Source organism: Haematospirillum sp. H1815 (assembly GCF_012102705.1).
Lineage (GTDB): Bacteria > Pseudomonadota > Alphaproteobacteria > Rhodospirillales > Rhodospirillaceae > Haematospirillum.
In genome coordinates this window covers 1-20191 of sequence record NZ_JAAVTA010000007.1, presented here as the reverse complement: position 1 = coordinate 20191, position 20191 = coordinate 1, and the positions used below count along the sequence as shown (strand labels likewise).

Genomic DNA, 20191 nt, shown 5'->3' with positions numbered 1-20191 from the left:
TCAGCCGCTGATGCCGGTGATCTTCACCAAGGTCAGAGCCTGGCGGTGACCATTCTTGCGGCGATAGTTCTGGCGACGCTTTTTCTTGAAAACGATCACCTTCTCGTCGCGGAACTGTTCCAGCACCTCGGCGGTGACGGAGGCACCGTCCACCACGGGGGCGCCGACCTTGTCGCCGACCAGCAGGACCTGGTCAAACTTCACGGATGAACCCGCATCGGCAGTGATTTTCTCAACTGCGATGATGTCATCCTTGGCGACCTTGTACTGCTTGCCGCCGGTCTTGATGACTGCGAACATGGTGCTGCAACCTTTTTTATAATCATGGGGCGGGAAACCATTGGGCAACCCGCTGAAAGAGGGCGCAATAATACGCACGCGACCCCAACTGTCAATGGGGGAGGCTGAAAAACCCCCCCGTTTGCCCCGACTTTTCTGTCAGGTCCTGAAATATCTCCGTAATTATGGGTGGCGTCGGGTTTCCGATCGCGTGTTTTGGACCTCGTCAGGTGCGGACACTTGTCTTCCTGTGGGCTGTGATCCCTTGTTCTACGGCGATTCGGGCTCTCGTTATGAGTTCTTGAGGTCTTGTCTCTGCCTTCTCAAGTCATTCTTGATAAAAACAGGGGTTGCAAGAGGATGCTGCCCGCGATATGGTCCGCCGCCTCCGACGACCGCGGTTTTTGCAGAAAAACTAGAAATTTCGGGGCAGCTGCTATCAATAAATCAAAGGTAGCAGATCAAGGTGGAGAGGTGCCGGAGCGGTCGAACGGGGCGGTCTCGAAAACCGTTGTACCCGCAAGGGTACCGTGGGTTCGAATCCCACCCTCTCCGCCATATTCGCCCTATAAAGCATTGATTTATAAGACCTTGCAAAAAGAGAAGCGGCGTTGTCCCACACTTCTGCGGGATAAGACTAGGCATTGCCTTCTTGCGCATGCCATCTGTGCGGCTGATGTGGCCATATAATCCAGACATCGATCCTATGAAGCAGGGGGACAGCCCCTTTCCCTGATGTCTTGCCCAACCACAATAACATCATGATCTGACATGAAATTCTTTCTTGTGAGGAAAGATCATGTATTTTGTCTCATGCGTTTTCTTGGTATCGTTATGATGGATTGCGCTCCATGTTGCTGTGTTCCTGTCGGGGTATCTTGACTCCTGCGTCTTCCAGGCACCATGCCAGAACGGCTTTTTGGGCGTGCAGGCGGTTTTCTGCCTCATCGTATATGACAGATGCTGATGATTTTGCGACCTCTTCGGATACTTCTTCCCACTCGTGGATTGGCAGGCAGTGCGTGAAAATAGCGTGGGGCCGTGCCAGTGACATCAGGGTGCTGTTGACCTGATAGGGCAAAAACGGCTCAATGCCCTTACCTTCCTGTCCCATGGACACCCACGTATCGGTGATCATGACATCGGCATGATGGGCGGCCTTCTTCGGGTCCGGCTCATAAGGAAAGTCGGGAGATGGAGGCATAACCTCTTCCGGCCCGCTGACAACCATCTCATACCCGAACAAGGGCGCTGCCAGTACATATGTTCTGGCAACGTTGTTGTAATCCCCGAACCAGGCAAGTTTACGCCCGTTGATGCTGCCCAGATGTTCCTCGATCGTCATCAGAGAGGCGATAATCTGGCAGGGATGTGAGCGATCTGTCATGCCGTTGATCACCGGAATGGTGGCATGGCGGGCCAGCTCTTCCAGTGCGCCGTGGTTGCTCATGCGCACCATGATGGCATCAACAAACCGGGACAGGACCTTGGCGGTGCTTTCAATGCTCTCGGCACCACCTATCTGGGATTCCTCTTTGCTCATCACGACGCTGTGGCCACCAAGCTGTTTCATCGCCACTTCAAAGGACACGCGTGTGCGTGTTGATCGCTTGTCAAACAACATGGCAAGAGAAAGACCAGCAAACATTTGAGGCGGCTGGTGTTTGAGAGCTTTCAGCTGACGGGCATGCTGGATAAGACCGCGCAGTGTGCCGGGCGGAATCTCTGACAGGTTTATGAAGTGCCGTGGTGTGTTTGGCGTCATTGAAGGTCCCCCAGCGTTTTCTCAATGATCTCCAGAACATCCTGTGCTTGGTCGTTGGTCATGGTCAGTGGTGGCGTTATGCGCACCGTGTTTTTTCCGGCTTGGGTGGTCATCAGTCCGTTGGACCGCAGGGCATGGATCAGTGATTTGACCTCCATGGAGGTTTCTATCCCGATCATCAGCCCCTTTCCCCGAACATCGCTGATCAGGGCGCTTTTTCTTTGTAGCCTGTGCAGGCCGTTCTGCAGAATTTTCCCAACATCCCTGACCTGTTCCAGGAAACCGGGTTTTTGTATTTCCGAAATGACGGCATGGGCTACAGCGCATGCGAGGGGATTTCCTCCATAGGTGGAACCATGTGTACCGGGAGCAAGGGCTTGTCCGAACCATTCCCTTGCTCCCATGGCCCCGACAGGGAATCCACCACCCATGCCCTTGGCCCAGGCGATGATATCCGGTTCGGGTATAACGCCATCCTCATCGGGAAAGGCTTGATGTGCATGCAGAAAACCCAGTCTTCCGAAGCCGGACTGCACCTCGTCAAAGATCAGGCAAATATCATGCGTATCGCACAGCGCCCTCAGTCCATGCAGAAATGCCGGCTCGGCCACGGTCAGCCCCCCTTCGCCCTGCACGGGTTCGACAAGGATCGCGGCTGTCTTGTCCGATATCAGGGCGGTTACACTCTCAAGATTATTGAACGTGGCCCATTTGATGCCGGGGAGATAGGGACCAAAGAACGGTTGGGCGTGGCATTTCTCCGTTACGCTGGCCGAACCATAGGTTCGTCCGTGGAATGAATTCCGGAATGTGATGATTTCGTTGCAGGTGGTGCCCTTTGTCTCACTGGCCCACTTGCGGGCGCATTTCAGGGCTGCTTCCACACTTTCGGTCCCTGAATTGCAGAAGTATACGCGATCAATGCAGGATGTTGAGACGATCAGCTCTGCTGCTTGCAGTCTTTCCGGTGTTGCGTAGGAATTCTGGACAGCCATCAGCCGCCTGCCTTGCGTTTGCAGGGCGTTGAGTACAGCGGGATGCGCATGTCCAAGGGAGGCGACCGCTATGCCGGCAGCACAGTCGATATACCTCTTTCCCTCGGTATCATGGATATAGATGCCACATCCGTAATCCATCACCACGGGCTGGGGTTCATAGGTTCTGACCAGGAGATCAAAGGTGCGATCAATGATATCGTGTGTTGTGCCTGCCATTGTTACCCTATCAGCTCTCCGCCCAAGGCTGCCTGGGCCTCGATTTCATTTAGGTAATGCATGCGTTCGGATTCCCTGATCAGCATGGTGCCGGGGCTGACAGGTTCGTAGATTTCCTTTTTCAGTGCGTCTTTTCGCAGTCCGGAAATCAGGTGAATGCGGCGAACCCCACCCTGCAGGGCTTTCAGGCAGTTCTCCAGCTTGACTTTCATGCCGCCGGTTGCTGTGCCGTTGGCAATCAACCCTGGAATATCCTCTGCCATAATCATCAGTGCGGTTTCTCCCTGAACCTGCACACCGTCAACATCAGAAAGGAAGATCAGCTTCTGTGCCTGTGTCCCAAGCGCCAGTGCCGTGGCAACTGTGTCGGCATTGATATTCACAAGGTGATAGTCTTCTGTCATGGCCAGGCAGGGGCAAGCTACAAAACGTGTTACCTTGAACAGGCGCTGCAGCGCACGGGCAGATACGGTGTTGATATCGCCTACCAGACCAAAATCAACCGGTACCTTGGGACGGAGTTCTACATTCATCCAGTCTGGTGGCACTGCATTCAGGCTTATACCTTCCAGTCCGGCCTGGGCCATTGCCTGATAGACTGCAAGCGAGAGGCGTCCTCCCAGAACATCGATCATGACTTTCAGGTCATCCGGCGTTGTGATGCGGCGTCCTTGGTGCTTGTTTATGGTGATGCCGCGTTTTTCTGCCTCTGTATCCATGGCAATGCCGCCACCGTAAACCAGCAGAACCCTGACGCCATGCAGGGTCAGATCCCGTATGTTTTCCAATAGGTTATGTCGTGCGACGTCATCCTCTATAACCCTCCCACCGGCTTTTATAACGAACAGGGTGTCGCGGAATTTACGTTCGTAGAAGGCATTGATGCAGAACTGGGGCATCCTCGTTTTATTTGATTTCCGGATGTCCGGTCCATCGGGCAGCAGATCAGTCTCGGCGCCAAATGCCCTGTCTGTTGTCTTGTCCCCGGTCCCTGTCTTGAGTGTTGTCACCATTGTCATCCTTTTCATGCCGTTGCCTTATGTCATGTGCGGCTGGTGTGTCGTGACTACGGGTACATGGGCGTAAGCGTATCCAGCCCCGTTGTTTCATTCAGCCCGAACATGATGTTCATGTTCTGCACAGCGTTGCCGCCGGCACCTTTCACAACGTTGTCCAGCGCACCCTGAATCAAGATCTGTCCTTTGTTGCCAAGCTGATAGCTGAGGTCACAGTAATTTGATCCCACGACATGAGCTGCTTCTACCGTCTCTTGCAGGCGGATAAACGGTGCTTTTGTGTAGGGGCCGGGCTTTTCTTTGTTTGGCAGGAGGGAGGCAGGGGCTGTAGATCGGTCGTTCAACGTCACGAAGCCTTGTGCGAAAATACCGCGTACAAAAGGGCCAGAGCTTGGCACAAAGTTCAGCTGTGCTTCCGTTATGCCTGCCCCGCGTGCAATTTCTGCAATATGGCGGTGCGTATTGATGCTGTAGGACTTCAGGTTATGGCTGCGGACAGGGTGATGTGTTGCATCTGACGCCGTTTTCCCGGCACCACTCGATCCGGTTATGGCAAAAAGATCGGCGTGTGCAATGTGCCCCTTGAACGGCAGCAGCATAAGCTGCATCAGGAGAGCGAAACAGCCGGGGTTTGATACGGTCGAGGCGTCGGCTATTGCCGTGTGTCCGCTGATTTCTGGGACGCCGTAGACGACTTCCCTCAGCAGATGGGCATGCCTGTGCGGGCCATAGTATTTCTCGTACTGTTCCGCATCATCCAGGCGGTAATCAGCTGAAAGATCAATGACTTTTGCCTTTCCGTGCAGTTCGGCCACGATGTCCTGCGCTGCCTTGTGTGGCAGGCAGATGAAGACCACGTCGCTGTCTGCAATCAGTATATCGGTTGGGCAAGGCGTGATGATGTGGGGCAGATGTGCAAGGTGAGGGAAGATCTCACCAATACGGGTCTCTTGTTCCACGCGCGCGGCAAGCTGCGCAATCCTGACATTGGGGTGTGCCAGCAAGATCCGTAAAAGCTCCACGCCTGTATAGCCGGTGATACCAACGATGGATGCCCTGATTTTTGTAATGCTCATAACTGGAAATCCCAAGCTGTTATGGCTGACTCTTACGCTGCTGCGGACCAGCGTTTTATGACAAGATCAAGCCAGTCATTGTGCGGGTGGAAGGCGTTGTAGGTCAGAATCCCGGGCAGATGTTCACGGATCAGATCCTGACCAACCTGGTTATCTGTTACCGGGCCGCTGATGATATCAAGGGGAACCCCCATGGCGGCACATTCACGTGCCAGCATAATGGCTCCGGCAGGGTCACGGGCACAGCCGATATGCAGGCGGATGTTTGCCTGAATCTGCGCGTCCTTCAGGATTGATGCGACACCATAGCGCCCCAGAAGCCCATCGCCGAATTCTACAACAATGGCATCGGGTTTCCCGAGGCTCAGATATTCGATGGCACCCTTGGCAATCCGGATGACTGTTGTATCATCCAAGTTGGCAGTTGATGTTATGCCGCAATCGACGAACGATACTGTCTCTTTTACGCCATGGTCCTGCATTTTGTAGGTATCACGCTGCAACCCCACCCCGGTTACTTTTGTTCCCGCCAGATTCATGCCGATGCGGGTAAGGGTTTTGATAATTTCCGCTGCGACCGTTGTTTTTCCACTGTCCATCGATGTGCCGGTGGTGATGATCAGAGGCGTATCCGCTTTCATGATATCAAGGGGGGTGAACACGGTTCCGCCGGATATATTCAGCAGCGCGTTGTGCCGCATGATACCGCCCAGAACACGGATTCTCAGGGGCTCGCCCACTTCCTGTACATTGGCCGATGTGCAGATCCCGGCTACACCGCCCGCGTTGAGCAGGTGAATGGTATTATTGACCTTGAGCGAGCCAGGCAGGTGGCCGGCAAACCCCTTGAGAGCCATACGTTGCCCCAGTGCGCAGGCAATAATGTCTCCTTTCTTCAGAAGAGACATACGGCCAGAGGGTAGTTCAAGCGTGTTGTAGAGCTTTTTGTCCTCCAGAACCTCTGCTGCCAATACTGTACCCATGCGACAGGAAAGCTGGCTTGTCAGTTCCTCTTGATGCCTTAGCCCAAGATTTTTTGTGACAGAGGCGATTTTATCAATCTGGACATGTTGTGTGGTCATGTGGATCAACCTTTTCAGACATGCGCCCAGCCCCGGTCTGGCCGCTTTTCCAAGCCTTCAGACGGAGGTTCAATGTTGGGGTCAGATCGTCAGGAAGAACGCTTTATAAATCCTGGACCCTGACAGCAAAGCCTGCCGCGAAGGAGAACTTCGGGCATCGGCGGCGTTGCAGAAAGAATTCGCGTGTCAGGGTCATGACGTTCCAGGACAGCAGGACTAAAGCGATTTTGGCAGTGATGCCGGTAACACAAAAAAAGGCGCACTGGGTACGCGATCAGCAAAACGTAACAAGAGGATTGTATCTCAATCTTCTATTTATGGAAGCATGATCATCATCAAGGGTTGATATATTTTCCATAGTGGTTCGATTCTTTGCAGAGAGGACAAACCGCGAATCATCTCTACTGCCATTGAGAGTAGCCTTTGCCTGTATCCCCGTGTGCGGCACATAGCCGTGCCGGATTCTTTTCTATGGATGATCTTGGCATCAGGGTTAACCAATGGGTCCGCCGCCAATTTTGCGGATCACTTGTATGGATGGTCTTGGTGGCATGAATTCATGGAAATCCGGCCAGCGTGTTGACGGTGTGTCATAGGTGCTTCCGGGTTCATCCCCGGGGTGCTGGACAGATGCAAAGTAGCTTGAATTGTCAGGCGTGAACTCCGGCCCGCATAGCTCAGCTCCACGGGGACAGGCATAAAAACGCCGGGTTATGGCGCGGCCGTCTCCCTTGACATCGCAAGCCCATACACCGTCTGTAATTCCTGCTTTTGGCGCTCCATCTGTTGTGATCCACAAGCGCCCCTGATTGTCAAAGGCAACATTATCGGGGCACGACAGCCATCCGCTTCTGCCCACATCATGGCCGTAGCGCGACTGATCCTCGGCTTTGTCCGGGTTGCCAGCCAGAAGAAAGATATCCCATGTAAAGTGGTTTGCTGTGTGATCGGCTTTGGCCTTGTTTCTGTCCGGCGCGGTTCCCGGTGGGATCAGTTCCAGGATATGTCCGTGACGATTCATGTTGCGTGGGTTCGGAGCATCAAGGGTATCGGCTGTACGTTTTGTGTTGTTGGTCATAGCGGCATAAACTACGCCGGTGACGGGGTTTGTTTCTATATCTTCAGGACGGTCCATCGGAGTTGCGCCCACTAAATCTGCAGCCCTTCGTGTTTCGATCAGGACATCGGCCTGGCTGTGAAAGTCATTGGCGGGTATCAGTGCTCCCTGCCCGAAAACCAGGGGCAGCCATTCCAAGGTGCCGTCTGCCATGAATCGGGCGACGGAGAGTGTGCCTTCATCAAGAAGATCTGTCATGCCTGCTGCTGTTGCATCGTATGGACGCGCTGTCACGAAACGGTAAATGTACTCAAATCGCTGGTCATCGCCGGAATAGACGACAACACGGCCATCCTTGTTCAGGACGGTTGTTGCACCTTCGTGCTTGAAGCGCCCGAGTGCTGTCCTTTTCTTGGGAATGGAATACGGGTCATAGGGATCGAACTCCACAATCCAGCCAAACCGGTTGGCTTCATTGGGTTCTTTCTCAACATCAAAGCGGCTGTGATACCGTGACCAGAGATATTCTGCGTTACCTACGCCCAGACGGGCATAGTTTCTAGCCTCTCCGGTATTCTCGATGCGACCGGCAAAATAGCCATCAAAATTTTCTTCCGCAAAAAGGATTGTGCCCCAGGGTGTTTTCCCTCCTGCGCAGTTGTTGATTGTGCCTATGACACAGGTTCCTGTCAGGTCGGTACTGGTCTTCAGGCGTTCTGACCCGGCAGCCGGGCCTGTCAGCTGAAATTTGGTATCTAGGGCTGTCAGGCGGCGGTTCAGGGGGCTGTTCCGTACCACGTGCCATGTGTGACCGGTCCGTTTTATCTCCACCACAGAATGCCCATGGGCGGCCATTTCGATATTGACTTGGTCCTGTGTCAGGGTGTGATCGTTTTCCTTGGTGATCCCGGGAAACATAAGGTGTGGGATTGTGTATTCGTGATTGACGCACAACAGGCCATGCCCGGAGTTCAGGCTTCCCTTTGGCAAGGGCATGAAGGCAACAAAGTCATTATTATAGCCAAATTGCAGTGCCTGTGCCTGTGCTGACTGGTTCCCGGGATCGAAGGCGGGGGCTCCGGCCACCACAGGGTCACCCCAGCGGATCAGGGTGTGAAGGTGATATCCTTTGGCCACATGGCTGTCTTCATCATGGATGTTTGGCAGGGGTGGGAATGTTAGGCTACTGTCATGGCCTGTTTGGTCTGTTGCCGTGGCATATGCGGGTGATACAGCCAGTGCGGCTATGACGGATGTTCCCTGCATCAAGGCCCGCCGGGTCAGGGATGGTCCTCCGAACAGGCTTCTGTCCCCTGCAAACTTGACGGGATCCGTGCTGATTGCATCAGGTTGGCCGGCGCGTTCCGACAAGACATTCGGGAATGAGGGGCCTGTTGATGTATTGGAAATCCGGTCATCGGCGCCAAGATCTTCAGGAGGGTGTGTGCGATCGGAGCAAAGGTATGAATGCGCCATAAAATATATCCCGTAGTGTTTGAGCACGACGGTGAGAATACTAGTGGAGAGAACGTAATCTGGAATTGAAGTTTTTTTGAAATTTATCCATTATAGCGCAACAAGACTTTATCGTCTGTCTCAACACGAGGTGGTCAGTTTTTTGCCTTACCGCTCAGGAGGTGATGTGCTTGTGAGAGGGGACGCGGATCTTGGTAGAAATCGGCAGCCACGTTGCCAGGAATGTTATGCGCGCGTTGTTGCTCCTGGCCGGACCATGTGCCGGGTCATACGTTTCTCGAGGCACCGACCCAGCCAGGCTGTGAATTCCACCAGCCCCCAATAGCACAAGGCCAAGATCAGGAATGGTTCTGCATAGTGAAAGGTCTCGGATGCCATGCTCTGGGTTTCATACAGCAGTTCCGGCACCGTGATGACAGAAAGAACAGCCGTTTCCTTGATCAGGATAATGGTGATATTGGTCAGCGGGGCAGTAATCGCGACCAGCATGTGCGGCAGGATAATCCGCCGCAGGATTGTTGCCTCGGAAAGTGCGATGCAGCGACCGGCTTCAATATGTCCCCGGGGTACAGACTGGAACCCGGCACGGAAGACTTCGGCGTAGTACGGTGAGCCATAGAGGGCAAAGCCAAGCACACCAGCCTCCAGAGGCTCCAGAACAAGTCCGAGTTCAGGCAGGCCATAGTACAGCAGGAACAGCTGGATCAGCAGCGGGATCCCGCGGATTGTTTCCATCAGGCTGGTCAGGAGACGTCTGGTCATGACACCTCCCCATTGAACGGAACAGGCAACGGTCAGGCCCAAGAGCAGGGCACCTGTTGATCCCATTACCCAGCACAGGGCCGTGACGCCAAGACCAGATGCCAAAGCCGGGGCGTAAGCAAGGAACAGTTCAGCGTCCACGGGAGCCTCTTCCGGTGTATGGGGTCAGCAACCGCTTTTCTGCCAGGCGCCCGGCTGTTGCAATGATCAGGCTCAGAAGCAGGTACAGGGCACCTGCCGTTATATAGATCTCGAAGTGGCGGTATGTTTGGCCGGCAATGTTCTGTGCTGTGCGCGTCAGCTCCGCGATGCCGATAACCGATGCCAGGGATGATGCCTTGATCAGGAGAACCAGCTCATTCACCAGGGATGGCAACCCGATGCGAACAGCCTGTGGCAACAGGATACGCCGCCAGAGGGTGATGCGTGTCATGCCCGTTGCATAGGCGGCTTCAACTTGGCCATGCGGTATGGACTGGATGGCACTGCGCATAATCTCGGCGTTATAGGCGGCTGCACACAGCCCGACGCTCAGAATAGCGCAGGCCAATGCCGGAAGATCTATGCCAATATGGGGCAGAAGATAGAACAGGGCTAGAATTTGGACCAGAAGAGGGATGCCCCGGAACAGGCTGATATAAAGACCAGCGGTGCGTTGCAAGGTGGCGGTGCCGGAAACCTTGGCAATGCAGAGGACCGTGCCAAGCGCCAGGCCCATGATCATACCGGCCCCTGATACTGTGGCCGTGTACCCGGTTGCATCGAGGAGAAAAGGTATGTTCCGGCTTATAACCTGAAGAGAGGTATCCATCGCAGATCCTGTCTATGCCGCTAGGGCTGGGGCATGACACGGGGCAGGCGGGGAGTCGCTCCCAGCCAGCGCGTGTTGATGGCATCCAGGCGTCCATCTTCGTGCATGCGCAGCAGTGCGGTGTTGATCGCCTCAATCAGGCTTTCTGAATCAGTGTCCCGGCGTCCCAGCCATGCGAAGTGGCCAGGCTTGCCAAAGGGGGGCAGAACCATTTCGAAGCGATCGGGGCGTTGTCTGGCGGCATAGGCCTGCAGCGGAAGAGCATTGGCAACGGCCTGAATGCGGCCTGTTCCAAGATCAGCCAAGGCCTCATCGATATTGACATATTCCCGGATCCTGACGCCACCCAGGCGGGTGCCCAGGGCTTTCAGCTGTGCCAGTTCGGCAGATCCTTTCTGGGCACCGACTGTCAGGCCGACAATATCGTTGGGTGTTTTTATAGCTTCATTACCTGCCTGTTTCAAAAGAGACACGGTCGCATCGCCGATAGGCAGGGTGAAGGCATAACGCTTCGCACGCTCTGGCGTTATTGTGACCGGGGCATTCACAAAATCGAATTTGCCAGCATCCAGACCGGGCAGAATGCTGGACCAAGGGAGGTCGACATAGCGTACCGAGACGCCAAGATCCTTGGCCACCTCGTCGAAAAGATCTTTGCACAGGCCTTGGTACTGGCCGTCAACCAACATGTCAAAGGGGGCATAATGCATTTCGGTTGCGACCGTGATTGTGCCCGCGGCTCTTATTTCGGACAGGCGGTCAGCCCGGGTTGAAGCTGGAAAACACAGGGAGGAAACAATTCCGGAAATCACCGCCAGGTTGACCCATGAAAGGCCAGCCAAGGCACGACGTGCCAGTTTGCGCATTGTACAGAGTTCCATTTTGGGGTTCAGGCTGTTTGTTCATGGCCGCATCAAGCGGGCGGCCCCCGTGTTGACTACGGGTGTCGATGAACAGGGCAATGCAGGTGCAGCAGGGCAGCGAATGCTTCCTGTTCGGGCATCCTGACCCCAAGGTCACAGGATGACACTACAGCCGAAAAGATAGGCGCGGATCTGAAATCCGTACCTGCTTGCTTCGGTGTTGTGCCTGTGAGGGCTGGGCGGCCCATGTCTCAATTCCTGCGTTTGAACAGCTTTATGATGTATCACTTATTTTTATAATGAGGGAGCTTGTCAAGCTAAAGCATGGCTTGTGTCTCTTTTTTAGCGTCGATCTTTTCATGCGCGTTATCATTATACAGCATGGGGTCCTGACTCCTTTGCCCGATAGCATGATTTTCTGATTGATTTGTTTCTGTGCCCCCATCCTCCTCTGGAGGTGGGAAGGAACATCTTGCAGGGTTTCGTTTTTGGATGGATTATTCGGAATTCTACGGGGGCGTGTATAGGCTGCCCGTTCCTGCCGGGTGTAATTCAGCTAGGTTTTCGTGTGCAGCTGGGTCGTTTGTCTGCTTGGTGTCTGGCTTGGCAGAGTGCCTTTCGGGGGGCGAAAGATGTTGAAGGCTTTGTTCTGCTTGTCGGGTTCTGCTGTTGCTGTCCTAGGTATCCTTGTTCATCAGGTGGCTTTTGCCGCTGATCCCGAGGGGCATGAGCTTGAGGCCATTCCGGCGGGCGTTGCCACGATCGAAGAGCAATTCCAGGTTCGTATCGTTGCCGAAGGGTTGCGTCGCTTGGGGTATCGTGTTCCCGCAGTGTCAGAGGCAAACTACCCGCAGGCGCACAAGGCCGTTGCCGACGGTCATGCACATTGGTCAGCCAATCACTGGGATCCGTTGCATCAGCCTTTCTTTGATGCCGTCGGGGGTGAGCGCAGCATTGTGCGTGCCGGCAATCTGGTCAAAGATTCCATACAGGGTTACCTGATCGATCGTAAAACTGCTGAAGAGTACAATATTACGGATTTGTCCCAGCTCAGGGATCCACGTATTGCTACTCTTTTTGATATTGATGGCGACGGTAAATCCGATCTGACCGGCTGTAATGTCGGCTGGGGATGCGCCTTGGAAATCAAGCGTCATATAGCGGAGCAGGGCCTTGGTGCCGCTATTGTCCAGAAACAAGGCGATTACTTCACGATGATGATGGATGTTGTTGCCCGGTATAATGCGGGAAAGCCCATTCTGTACTACGCATGGACGCCTTTGTGGGTTTCGGCGGTTCTTGTGCCCGGGAAGGACTCACGCTGGTTGACAGTTGGTGGTGGATCGACCGAGCGGACTCTTTCTCCTGCTCCCGGGGCAATTGATACCGGGTTTGCCGTGAACACCCAGATGATTCTGGCCAATAAACGTTGGCTGGAACAGAACCCGGCTGCAGAGAGATTCTTCAGTCAGGTTGCCATTGATGCCGCTGAAATTTCTTCCCAGAACATGCGGATGCGCAGTGGTGAATCGTCTTCCGAGGATATCGACCGGCATGTCCAGCACTGGATCCGCACCCACGAGAAGGAATTCAACGCATGGATCGAGGCTGCCTCGAAGACAGCCTCTTGATTATTCCAGTCTTGGCAGGTAGCGCCTCGGCTCAGTACATGTGCTGGCCACCATTGATGGACAGGGTTGATCCGGTAATAAAGTCTGCGTTGTCGGCAACAAGAAACAGAACGCCTCGGGCAATATCTTCTGCCCGTCCCAGGCGCCCGATCGGGATGCGGGCAATGATCTTCTTCAGAACATCCGGAGGGACGGCGCGGACCATGTCGGTATCGACATAGCCTGGGGCAATGGCATTAACGGTAATGCCTCTTGCCGCGCTTTCCTGGGCCAGGGCTTTTGTGAAGCCATGTATCCCTGATTTTGCCGCGGCATAGTTAACTTGTCCATACTGACCGGCTTGCCCGTTAATCGAGCCGATATTCACGATGCGGCCAAAGTTGCGTTCCCGCATGCCTTCTATAACGCAGCGGCACATATTGAAACATGATGCAAGATCGGCCTGTATAACCTCGTTCCATTGTTCGAACGTCATGCGATGCAGTGTGGCATCACGTGTAATGCCCGCATTGTTGACCAGAATATCGATAGGTCCCAGCTCTGCGACAATTGTGTTTACGGCTTGCTCGCACAGCGGGAAGTTGGCGACATCAAACTTGTAGACATGAATTCCGGTTTCCGCGGCCAGTTCATGCGCTGCCGTGTCATTGCCCGCATATGTTGCGGCTACTGTGTAGCCAGCATTTTTCAGGGCCACCGTAATGGCTCTCCCGATGCCGCGGGTTCCCCCTGTAACAACAGCGACACGGCTTTTGGACATGGCATATTCCCTCCCTGTATTATTCTTTTCTCAGGCCCAAGCTATTGGCAGAGTTCAGTCAATGCGAACCGTTTTCCCCGGTTGTCGAATAGACCCGGTGGCTCTGGTGAAGGTGAAGCACGGGATTAGCTCACGCTTTCTCTACTGCCAAGGCAACACCCATTCCCCCGCCAATGCAGAGCGTTGCCAGGCCCTTTTTCGCTTCCCGTTTTTGCATTTCGTGTACGAGGGTGACAAAGACACGGGCGCCGGATGCACCGATGGGATGCCCAAGAGCGATGGCACCGCCATTTACGTTGACCTTTTCGGTATTCCAGCCCAGTTCCCGGTTTACGCTCATGGCCTGGGCGGCAAAGGCCTCGTTGGCTTCTATCAGATCTAGGTCATCCGGTGTCCATCCTGCCTTTTCCAGGGCTTTGCGTGTTGCCGGGATCGGACCTGTTCCCATGATGGCCGGATCAACGCCAGCCGAGGCAAAAGATTTGATGCGCACCAGTGGTTTTAGCCCTCTTTTGTGTGCGGTGTCCGCAGACATAAGAACAACAGCGGCTGCACCATCGTTGAGGCCGGAGGCATTTCCTGCTGTTACAGTCCCATCTTTTGTGAAGGCAGGGCGCAGGCGTGCCAGTGTCTCGATTGTGGTACCGGCACGTGGATATTCATCCTGATCAAAAATACTTTCTTCTTTTTTGCCTGTGATTTTGACGGGGACAATTTCATCCTTGAAGCGCCCGTTGCGCAGGGCGGCTTCGGCCTTCTGTTGGGAATGTACGGCAAACGCATCTTGCTCCTGGCGCGTAAAGCCCCAGCGGTTGGCAATATTTTCTGCTGTGTTACCCATATGATAATTATTGAAAGCGCACCACAAGCCATCACGAATCATGGTGTCCACCAGCTCGGTGGATCCCATCTTGATGCCCGATCTCAGCCATGCGCAATGAGGGGCGTTGCTCATGCTTTCCTGACCGCCGGCGACTACAATATCGGCAGTATCTGCCATAATCGCCATGGCACCCTGTATAATTGCTCTCAGTCCAGACCCGCACACCATGTTCAGTGTCCAGGATGGAACATGTTCGGGTATGCCGGCTTTTATGGACGATTGCCGGGCTGGGTTCTGTCCAGACCCCCCTGTCAGCACCTGTCCCATGATGACTTCTGATACCGTGTCGGCTTCAAGATTGACCCGCTTCAGGGCTTCACGAATAACAAGAGAGCCAAGTTCCGGGGCTTGCAGAGGGGACAAGCTGCCGTTAAAGGCGCCAATGGCCGTACGCGTGGCGCTGACAATCACAACATCGGGCATTGAACGCTTCCTTGTGTATGTGTTTATCGTCTCGCAGGAACTATGCGCGCCATCTCTGGGCGTTAGTGAGCTTGTTATTCTATTTTAAGGGGCATTTCCTGTCTATCGTCTGTCTTGCGATGCTGCGCCATGAATCCACTGCACAAGGGGGCGATACATGGTATCAGGTGCTGTGTGGCCTGTTACCATACCGATATGCCCCAAGTTCACTTCCTGTGTTTGCGGATTTGGAAGGGCTTTGGCCAGTGCGCGGGCGCAATCTGGTGGGACAATGCGGTCTTGCGTCGGAATGACCAGCAGCGAAGGAGCTTTCAACATATCAGGTGCAACACAGGTGCCCCCCACGGTCCATTGTTTCCGTGCCGGTTTGTTGTGAACGTACCAGTCAATCAGACATTCCTGCGCAACCGGGCCGGCCAAGGGTACGCCATCGTTCAGCCAGTCTTCGACAGCAACAAACATGTTAGCCCGTGTGGATCGTGGTTGCATGTTCGCAAATGCCCGGAACTTCTTGCCAACCGTACCTGGATCCAGCATGGAGAACAGCGCCTGGATCAGGTCTGTTGCCATAAAACCGGTCTTGTGAATCAAGGTGGAAAGATGGGGGGCAACGGTGCGCAATGCAGCTCTTCCATTGTCAAGTCCGGCATGAAAGTCCCATGGCGTAGCCAGACCGATGTAGCCGGCACAAAGATCCGGCCTGCACAGGGCCAGTGCTAGTGCCAGCAGGCCCCCCATGCAATAGCCCAGAATGATGGGAGGTTGTCCGCTTTCTGTGTGGATTGCCTGAGCAGCGGGTATCAGACGGCGCTGAATATAACCGGCGAGACTGAAATGGATTTCTTCCGGTCCAGGGGCATCCCAGTCCATCAGGAATGGTCTGATACCGCGGCGCGCCATATAGCGAACCAAACTGCGACTGCCTGTCAGATCAAGAATGACAGCCCGGTTGACAAGCGAGGGAATCAGGAGGACCGGAACGCCATGCTCCGAGAATTGGTGCAGGCGTGATGTTCCGGCCTGCCAGAACAGGGGTGGAGGAGCCAGTCGTCTGGGTAGACGATACTGACGGTAGTGTGTGATGCCTTGAAGAAATGTGGCGTAACGCCGTCTGGCTTCTTCCTCAAGGGCTAGGGCGAATCCGTTTTGATCCAGTTTTGCTGCGGGGGGCAGCCGATCGTTCCAATAGGGAGACCCGTTCCTCAAGGCTTGCGATACGCTGCAACATCCACCCAGTATCATGGCTTCCGTCATCAGGTGCAGTAGCAGGGGGCGCGGTCCTTGGCGGGGTTCTGGTGGACGTGGCAGCGTTTGGTCCGGTTGTTGGTTCGGGATGCTGCGGTGTGGAGGCATGTTTGTCCGGGTCCGGTCTTTCGGGTGTCAGGCCAGCCAGAACTGACAGGAAACGTTCTGTCAGGGCGAGCATTTCAGGGTCCATGCTGGTGCTGAAGATTTGCTCCTGCCAAAGATCAAGAGTCTTGCTGGCTAATTCAGCCAAGGTTGGAGCGGCGTCTTTTGAAGGATTTTCTTTTGTCATGTGAGCAACCATAGCATGTGTGTTGGTTTGTGCCACCACACTATCCGGTTTGCTGCAAAGCATGCTGCGCAGCATTTTACTTGCTGCAAAGCAGTCCGGGGGGCAGTCTGGATGATCAGAATGACAGGACTGTGCAAGCAAGGAAAGCATGATGGCCGAACCCCAGAAAGATCCCGTAACGATCAAGAAATATGCCAACAGGAGACTCTATAATACAGCAACGTCAAGCTACGTAACGCTGGATTACCTGTCACGTATGGTCAAGGAAGGAACCGATTTTGTTGTTTATGATGCGAAAAGTGGCGACGATATTACCCGCTCTGTTCTGACCCAGATCATTGTGGAGGAAGAAAACAAGGGCGGACAGAACTTGTTGCCGATCAGTTTTCTGCGTCAGCTCATCGGCTTCTATGGAGACAGTCTGGGAGGCATTCTGCCGCGTTATCTGGAGCAAAGCATGCAGTCCTTTACCCGTAATGGTGAAAACATGCGGGATATTATGAAGAATACATTTGGTGGTATGTTCCCGATGGAGCAGTTCGAGGAGCTGAACAAGCAGAATATGACCTTGTTTGAGAATGCCCTGAAAATGTTCGGACGTTTTTATGGTGAAGAAGCAAGTCGGAATCAATCAGGAGACGGCAGTGGTCCTGATACAGCCATTGAGGATCTGAAAGCCAAGCTTGATGCGATGCAGAGCCAGCTTGATTCCTTTCTCAAGAAATAGGTTGTGTGTGCTGTGGGGGAATGAAAATTTCTTCCCCCCTCTCTCTCCGGTCACTGCCGATATGAACTGTGTCTGTCGAGAAAACCGCTTTTGGGCAGTAATGGGCGATCGTTTTTCTACCGTCGTATGCGCCCGGGCATTGTTCTGCATCTTTCCATGCAAACAGGCTGTTTCTTTCCTGTAGGTTGACGATTTTATAAATATGTGTACGAATAATATTTCGCCGTCCCGTTGATTGGGTGGGTGCAATTATACGTTTTGGTATTGGGGATCCCCTAGTATTGCTTGCGGCTATTGGGGAAACCGCGTATCCCTGAAGTTGATGAGCAGAAAGGCAATGGTCGCATGAGACGACCTGTTCTTGCTCCGGTCTGCCCGGTTTCCCTGTCTGGAGGGGCCACAACCCGGGCGACAGCGCATGTTGAGTGGAAAGGAACTGGAATAATGAACTATAGCGCTTCTCCTGACCGTGGTGATCAGCCTGCAAACCGTGCCACAGATACGGACCGGCACGTTGGTGCCCGTATTCGTGACCGCAGGATCAAGTTGGGGCTTTCCCAGCAACAGATGGCTGATATGATTGGCGTGACCTATCAGTAGGCTCATAAGTATGAACGTGGCATTAACCGTATATCGGCTGGTCGCCTGCGCGAGATTGCCTTGGTTCTGGATGTGGAAGTGGGTTACTTCTACGAGGAACTGGGGCAGGGCACGTCCAAGGAAGTTCACCCGCGTCAGCGTATGTGTCTGGAACTGGCCCGCAATTTCGCTCTTATAAACAATGAGCGTCATCAGGAAGCTCTGTGCAATCTGGCACGTGCTTTAGCTTCCGGGGCTTGATTTACGCATATAACGACAAAAGCCGGGGCGGTCATAACAGGACCTTCCCGGCTTTTGTTTTCAGGGCTGGGTGCTGGATGATTCTTCCCCCAGCATCCATTCTTCCCTGACGCAAGGATCACTCTCATCCTTCCCGTATGTCCCTGCCAGGTCGTGAAAATCCCGCGTGTCCAGAAGGCGTGACAGTGCCCAAACGGCCGCGCCGCGAATAACAGGATTCGGATCATTCAGGTATGGCGTGATTTTCTTTGTTATGGCAGCATCACCGCTGTTTCCAGCTGCAATCAGAACATTGCGAATGAAGCGTGACCGGCCGATTCGTTTGACGGGGGACGCCGAGAATAGCGCACGGAAAGCCACGTCATCCAGTTCAAGCAGGTCGGCCAAGCGGGGGGCTGTCAGTTCGACGCGCGGCTTGAAGGCATCATGGGGTGTCGGCGGGGCGAAGCGGTTCCACGGGCATACCGCCGTACAGTCATCACAGCCATAGATGCGATTGCCAAAGCGGGATCTCAAGGCGTAAGGAATGGGGCCTTTGTGCTCGATTGTCAGATACGATATGCACTTGCGGGCATCAATCCTCCCTTCCGCGTCAAATGCAGATGTCGGGCAAATATCCAGGCACCGCGTACATCGCCCACAGTGTTCCGATGCAGGGGGGTCAGGCGGCAGATCCAGAGTGGTCAGGATTTCCCCCAAGAACAGCCAAGATCCAAAGTGACGCGATACAATATTGGTGTGCTTGCCTTGCCACCCCAGACCCGCAGCGGCAGCCAATGGCTTTTCCATCAAGGGTGCCGTATCTGCAAAAACCTTTATGTCTTGGCCGCATATGTGCTGTATCCGTGCTCCGAGCTGCTTCAGGCGTCCCTTGATCAGATCATGATAGTCACGATTACGAGCATAGACACTGATATAACCCCGACGGGGATGCATAAGGCCGCGGAGAGGATCGTGGCCCGGGGCATAGTTGGTTCCAAGGGAGATAACTGTTGCGGCTTCTGGCCACAGGGTCCGTGGATTCGCGCGGCGTGACTGTGTTTCGGCCATCCAGCCCATTGTGCCGTGGCACCCTTGGGCCAGCCATGACGACAGCCTGCGGCGTGTTTTCTCATCCAGTTCAGCGCGCGCAAAACCAACACAGTCAAAGCCTTCCTTGATGGCGACCTTGCGGATACGCTCCTTGATCTGGTCCGTTCCAGTTTGCATGGTTCCGCTGTTGTCGCGTGAGGTGGCTTTATTCAGTCTGGTCTGTACAGGAGAAATCGGGTCATGGCCTTGCCGTAACGGCGCTCTTTAATGATCTGGAAATCCGGCACACAGGCATGGTGTGTGTTTGCTGCGGTTTCCACGACAATGATGCTTCCGGTCTTGATCCACCCGTTTGTTGCCAGATTCTGCAGGACCATTTCAGCAATGGTTTCTGCATAAGGCGGATCCATAAGAATAAGAGAGAAAGGCGCTGTAGCCCTTGGCAGTCTCAGAACATCGCCCGCGATGACCTGTGTTTGCTGATCAAGGGTCAGGGCCCGTATATTACGTTTCAGCGCAGCCAGAGCGGGTGGTGCCCTGTCAACAAATGTTGCACTTTCTGCACCGCGTGAGAGTGCCTCCAGTCCTAAGGCACCTGTTCCACAAAACAGATCGGCGACGGTGGCACCAGCCAGCGTAAATCCTTCTTCGTGCAGACCATGGAGAAGGATGTTGAAAACAGCTTCACGGGCACGGGCGGCGGTGGGACGGACAACGTCCGTCCCTTCAGGAGCTACGAGCTTCTTGCCACGAAAGCGACCGCCAATGATTTGCATGCTATTCTGTCGTACGTTCAGGACGCGTCGTAGCGTTTGCGCGGAGCACCAGCGGCGGAACGGGGGCGGTCCTCGCGGTTACGGAACCCGTCTTCACGGCGTGGCCGGAAGCCTTCTTCGCGGCGGGGGCGGAATTCATCCCGTGCCGGGCGTTCGCTCCCTGCGGAACGGGGGCGGTCCT

Annotated in this window: 18 protein-coding genes, 1 tRNA gene and 1 pseudogene; 4 read left to right on the top strand and 16 right to left on the bottom strand. The window is 54.4% G+C overall.

Annotated elements, in window-relative coordinates:
- Positions 1 to 300 carry a 50S ribosomal protein L21 gene (gene rplU / locus HEQ60_RS06960; protein ID WP_066132738.1) on the bottom strand — a complete coding sequence of 100 codons (300 nt, stop codon included), beginning with the start codon at positions 298 to 300 and terminating at the stop codon, positions 1 to 3.
- 447 nt (positions 301 to 747) lie between these two features.
- Between rplU and HEQ60_RS06955 the strand changes: the two genes are divergently transcribed.
- A tRNA-Ser gene (locus tag HEQ60_RS06955) sits at positions 748 to 837 on the top strand.
- Between the two features lie 274 nt (positions 838 to 1111).
- Here HEQ60_RS06955 and argF read toward each other — a convergent pair.
- The 9 genes from argF to HEQ60_RS06910 all read right to left on the bottom strand — a co-directional run bounded on the left by argF (position 1112) and on the right by HEQ60_RS06910 (position 11404).
- The gene (gene argF, locus HEQ60_RS06950) at positions 1112 to 2044 is read right to left on the bottom strand and encodes an ornithine carbamoyltransferase (RefSeq protein ID WP_168070921.1); all 933 of its coding nucleotides are present in this window, start codon (positions 2042 to 2044) and stop codon (positions 1112 to 1114) included.
- Positions 2041 to 3258, bottom strand: coding sequence for an aspartate aminotransferase family protein (locus HEQ60_RS06945; protein ID WP_168070919.1), 1218 nt, complete (start codon positions 3256 to 3258; stop codon positions 2041 to 2043). The genes argF and HEQ60_RS06945 overlap by 4 nt, the downstream gene beginning before the upstream one ends.
- 2 nt (positions 3259 to 3260) lie before the next feature.
- Positions 3261 to 4286 (bottom strand): hypothetical protein, encoded by a 1026-nt coding sequence (locus HEQ60_RS06940; RefSeq protein WP_168070917.1) that lies wholly within the window; start codon positions 4284 to 4286, stop codon positions 3261 to 3263.
- 38 nt (positions 4287 to 4324) lie between these two features.
- Positions 4325 to 5350, bottom strand: a complete 1026-nt coding sequence (gene argC / locus HEQ60_RS06935) for an N-acetyl-gamma-glutamyl-phosphate reductase (protein ID WP_168070915.1) — start codon at positions 5348 to 5350, stop codon at positions 4325 to 4327.
- 32 nt (positions 5351 to 5382) lie between these two features.
- Positions 5383 to 6432 carry a hypothetical protein gene (locus HEQ60_RS06930; RefSeq protein WP_168070913.1) on the bottom strand — a complete coding sequence of 350 codons (1050 nt, stop codon included), beginning with the start codon at positions 6430 to 6432 and terminating at the stop codon, positions 5383 to 5385.
- A gap of 493 nt (positions 6433 to 6925) precedes the next feature.
- A complete protein-coding gene (locus tag HEQ60_RS06925) occupies positions 6926 to 8965 on the bottom strand; it encodes a PhoX family protein (protein WP_168070911.1) in 2040 nt (679 codons plus the stop codon).
- 225 nt (positions 8966 to 9190) lie between these two features.
- Positions 9191 to 9868 carry an amino acid ABC transporter permease gene (locus HEQ60_RS06920; protein WP_322099307.1) on the bottom strand — a complete coding sequence of 226 codons (678 nt, stop codon included), beginning with the start codon at positions 9866 to 9868 and terminating at the stop codon, positions 9191 to 9193.
- The gene (locus HEQ60_RS06915) at positions 9858 to 10538 is read right to left on the bottom strand and encodes an amino acid ABC transporter permease (RefSeq protein ID WP_168070909.1); all 681 of its coding nucleotides are present in this window, start codon (positions 10536 to 10538) and stop codon (positions 9858 to 9860) included. The genes HEQ60_RS06920 and HEQ60_RS06915 overlap by 11 nt, the downstream gene beginning before the upstream one ends.
- Before the next feature lie 20 nt (positions 10539 to 10558).
- A complete protein-coding gene (locus HEQ60_RS06910; protein WP_209315460.1) occupies positions 10559 to 11404 on the bottom strand; it encodes a transporter substrate-binding domain-containing protein in 846 nt (281 codons plus the stop codon).
- Positions 11405 to 12033: 629 nt separating this feature from the next.
- Between HEQ60_RS06910 and proX the strand changes: the two genes are divergently transcribed.
- Positions 12034 to 13032, top strand: a complete 999-nt coding sequence (gene proX, locus HEQ60_RS06905) for a glycine betaine/L-proline ABC transporter substrate-binding protein ProX (RefSeq protein ID WP_168070907.1) — start codon at positions 12034 to 12036, stop codon at positions 13030 to 13032.
- A 31-nt stretch (positions 13033 to 13063) separates the two neighbouring features.
- Here the strand turns inward: proX and phbB are convergent, their stop codons facing one another.
- The 4 genes from phbB to HEQ60_RS06885 all read right to left on the bottom strand — a co-directional run bounded on the left by phbB (position 13064) and on the right by HEQ60_RS06885 (position 16785).
- Positions 13064 to 13792, bottom strand: a complete 729-nt coding sequence (phbB, locus tag HEQ60_RS06900) for an acetoacetyl-CoA reductase (RefSeq protein WP_168070905.1) — start codon at positions 13790 to 13792, stop codon at positions 13064 to 13066.
- A gap of 130 nt (positions 13793 to 13922) precedes the next feature.
- Positions 13923 to 15098, bottom strand: a complete 1176-nt coding sequence (locus tag HEQ60_RS06895) for an acetyl-CoA C-acetyltransferase (RefSeq protein ID WP_168070903.1) — start codon at positions 15096 to 15098, stop codon at positions 13923 to 13925.
- A gap of 102 nt (positions 15099 to 15200) precedes the next feature.
- Positions 15201 to 16304: an alpha/beta fold hydrolase gene (locus tag HEQ60_RS06890; protein WP_168070901.1), complete on the bottom strand. Its 1104-nt coding sequence runs from the start codon at positions 16302 to 16304 to the stop codon at positions 15201 to 15203.
- On the bottom strand, positions 16222 to 16785 hold the full coding sequence (locus tag HEQ60_RS06885; RefSeq protein WP_168070899.1) for a hypothetical protein: 564 nt from the start codon (positions 16783 to 16785) through the stop codon (positions 16222 to 16224). The genes HEQ60_RS06890 and HEQ60_RS06885 overlap by 83 nt, the downstream gene beginning before the upstream one ends.
- A gap of 1 nt (position 16786) precedes the next feature.
- Here HEQ60_RS06885 and phaR point away from each other — a divergent pair, with 1 nt between their 5' ends.
- Together phaR and HEQ60_RS06875 are read left to right on the top strand one after the other, a co-directional pair.
- The gene (gene phaR / locus HEQ60_RS06880; protein WP_168071105.1) at positions 16787 to 17362 is read left to right on the top strand and encodes a polyhydroxyalkanoate synthesis repressor PhaR; all 576 of its coding nucleotides are present in this window, start codon (positions 16787 to 16789) and stop codon (positions 17360 to 17362) included.
- A gap of 444 nt (positions 17363 to 17806) precedes the next feature.
- Positions 17807 to 18202 (top strand): annotated as a pseudogene (locus HEQ60_RS06875) (helix-turn-helix domain-containing protein).
- Between the two features lie 60 nt (positions 18203 to 18262).
- On the opposite strand, the gene queG reads toward HEQ60_RS06875, so the two are convergent.
- Complete coding sequence (gene queG / locus HEQ60_RS06870) at positions 18263 to 19411, bottom strand: tRNA epoxyqueuosine(34) reductase QueG (RefSeq protein WP_168070897.1); 1149 nt, start codon at positions 19409 to 19411, stop codon at positions 18263 to 18265.
- Positions 19412 to 19443: 32 nt separating this feature from the next.
- On the bottom strand, positions 19444 to 20031 hold the full coding sequence (gene rsmD, locus HEQ60_RS06865) for a 16S rRNA (guanine(966)-N(2))-methyltransferase RsmD (protein WP_280842056.1): 588 nt from the start codon (positions 20029 to 20031) through the stop codon (positions 19444 to 19446).
- Positions 20032 to 20191: the final 160 nt, after the last annotated feature.

What these genes read in the sequence shown, in the direction of transcription:
- proX (WP_168070907.1), top strand. Translation starts at nt 12,034, where the DNA reads ATGTTGAAGGCTTTGTTCTGCTTGTCGGGTTCTGCTGTTGCTGTCCTA.
- queG (WP_168070897.1), bottom strand. Translation starts at nt 19,411, where the DNA reads ATGCAAACTGGAACGGACCAGATCAAGGAGCGTATCCGCAAGGTCGCC.
- phaR (WP_168071105.1), top strand. Translation starts at nt 16,787, where the DNA reads ATGGCCGAACCCCAGAAAGATCCCGTAACGATCAAGAAATATGCCAAC.
- argF (WP_168070921.1), bottom strand. Translation starts at nt 2,044, where the DNA reads ATGACGCCAAACACACCACGGCACTTCATAAACCTGTCAGAGATTCCG.
- HEQ60_RS06945 (WP_168070919.1), bottom strand. Translation starts at nt 3,258, where the DNA reads ATGGCAGGCACAACACACGATATCATTGATCGCACCTTTGATCTCCTG.
- HEQ60_RS06915 (WP_168070909.1), bottom strand. Translation starts at nt 10,538, where the DNA reads ATGGATACCTCTCTTCAGGTTATAAGCCGGAACATACCTTTTCTCCTC.
- HEQ60_RS06925 (WP_168070911.1), bottom strand. Translation starts at nt 8,965, where the DNA reads ATGGCGCATTCATACCTTTGCTCCGATCGCACACACCCTCCTGAAGAT.
- HEQ60_RS06930 (WP_168070913.1), bottom strand. Translation starts at nt 6,432, where the DNA reads ATGACCACACAACATGTCCAGATTGATAAAATCGCCTCTGTCACAAAA.
- HEQ60_RS06910 (WP_209315460.1), bottom strand. Translation starts at nt 11,404, where the DNA reads ATGCGCAAACTGGCACGTCGTGCCTTGGCTGGCCTTTCATGGGTCAAC.
- rplU (WP_066132738.1), bottom strand. Translation starts at nt 300, where the DNA reads ATGTTCGCAGTCATCAAGACCGGCGGCAAGCAGTACAAGGTCGCCAAG.
- HEQ60_RS06885 (WP_168070899.1), bottom strand. Translation starts at nt 16,785, where the DNA reads ATGCTTTCCTTGCTTGCACAGTCCTGTCATTCTGATCATCCAGACTGC.
- HEQ60_RS06895 (WP_168070903.1), bottom strand. Translation starts at nt 15,098, where the DNA reads ATGCCCGATGTTGTGATTGTCAGCGCCACGCGTACGGCCATTGGCGCC.
- HEQ60_RS06940 (WP_168070917.1), bottom strand. Translation starts at nt 4,286, where the DNA reads ATGAAAAGGATGACAATGGTGACAACACTCAAGACAGGGACCGGGGAC.
- argC (WP_168070915.1), bottom strand. Translation starts at nt 5,350, where the DNA reads ATGAGCATTACAAAAATCAGGGCATCCATCGTTGGTATCACCGGCTAT.
- phbB (WP_168070905.1), bottom strand. Translation starts at nt 13,792, where the DNA reads ATGTCCAAAAGCCGTGTCGCTGTTGTTACAGGGGGAACCCGCGGCATC.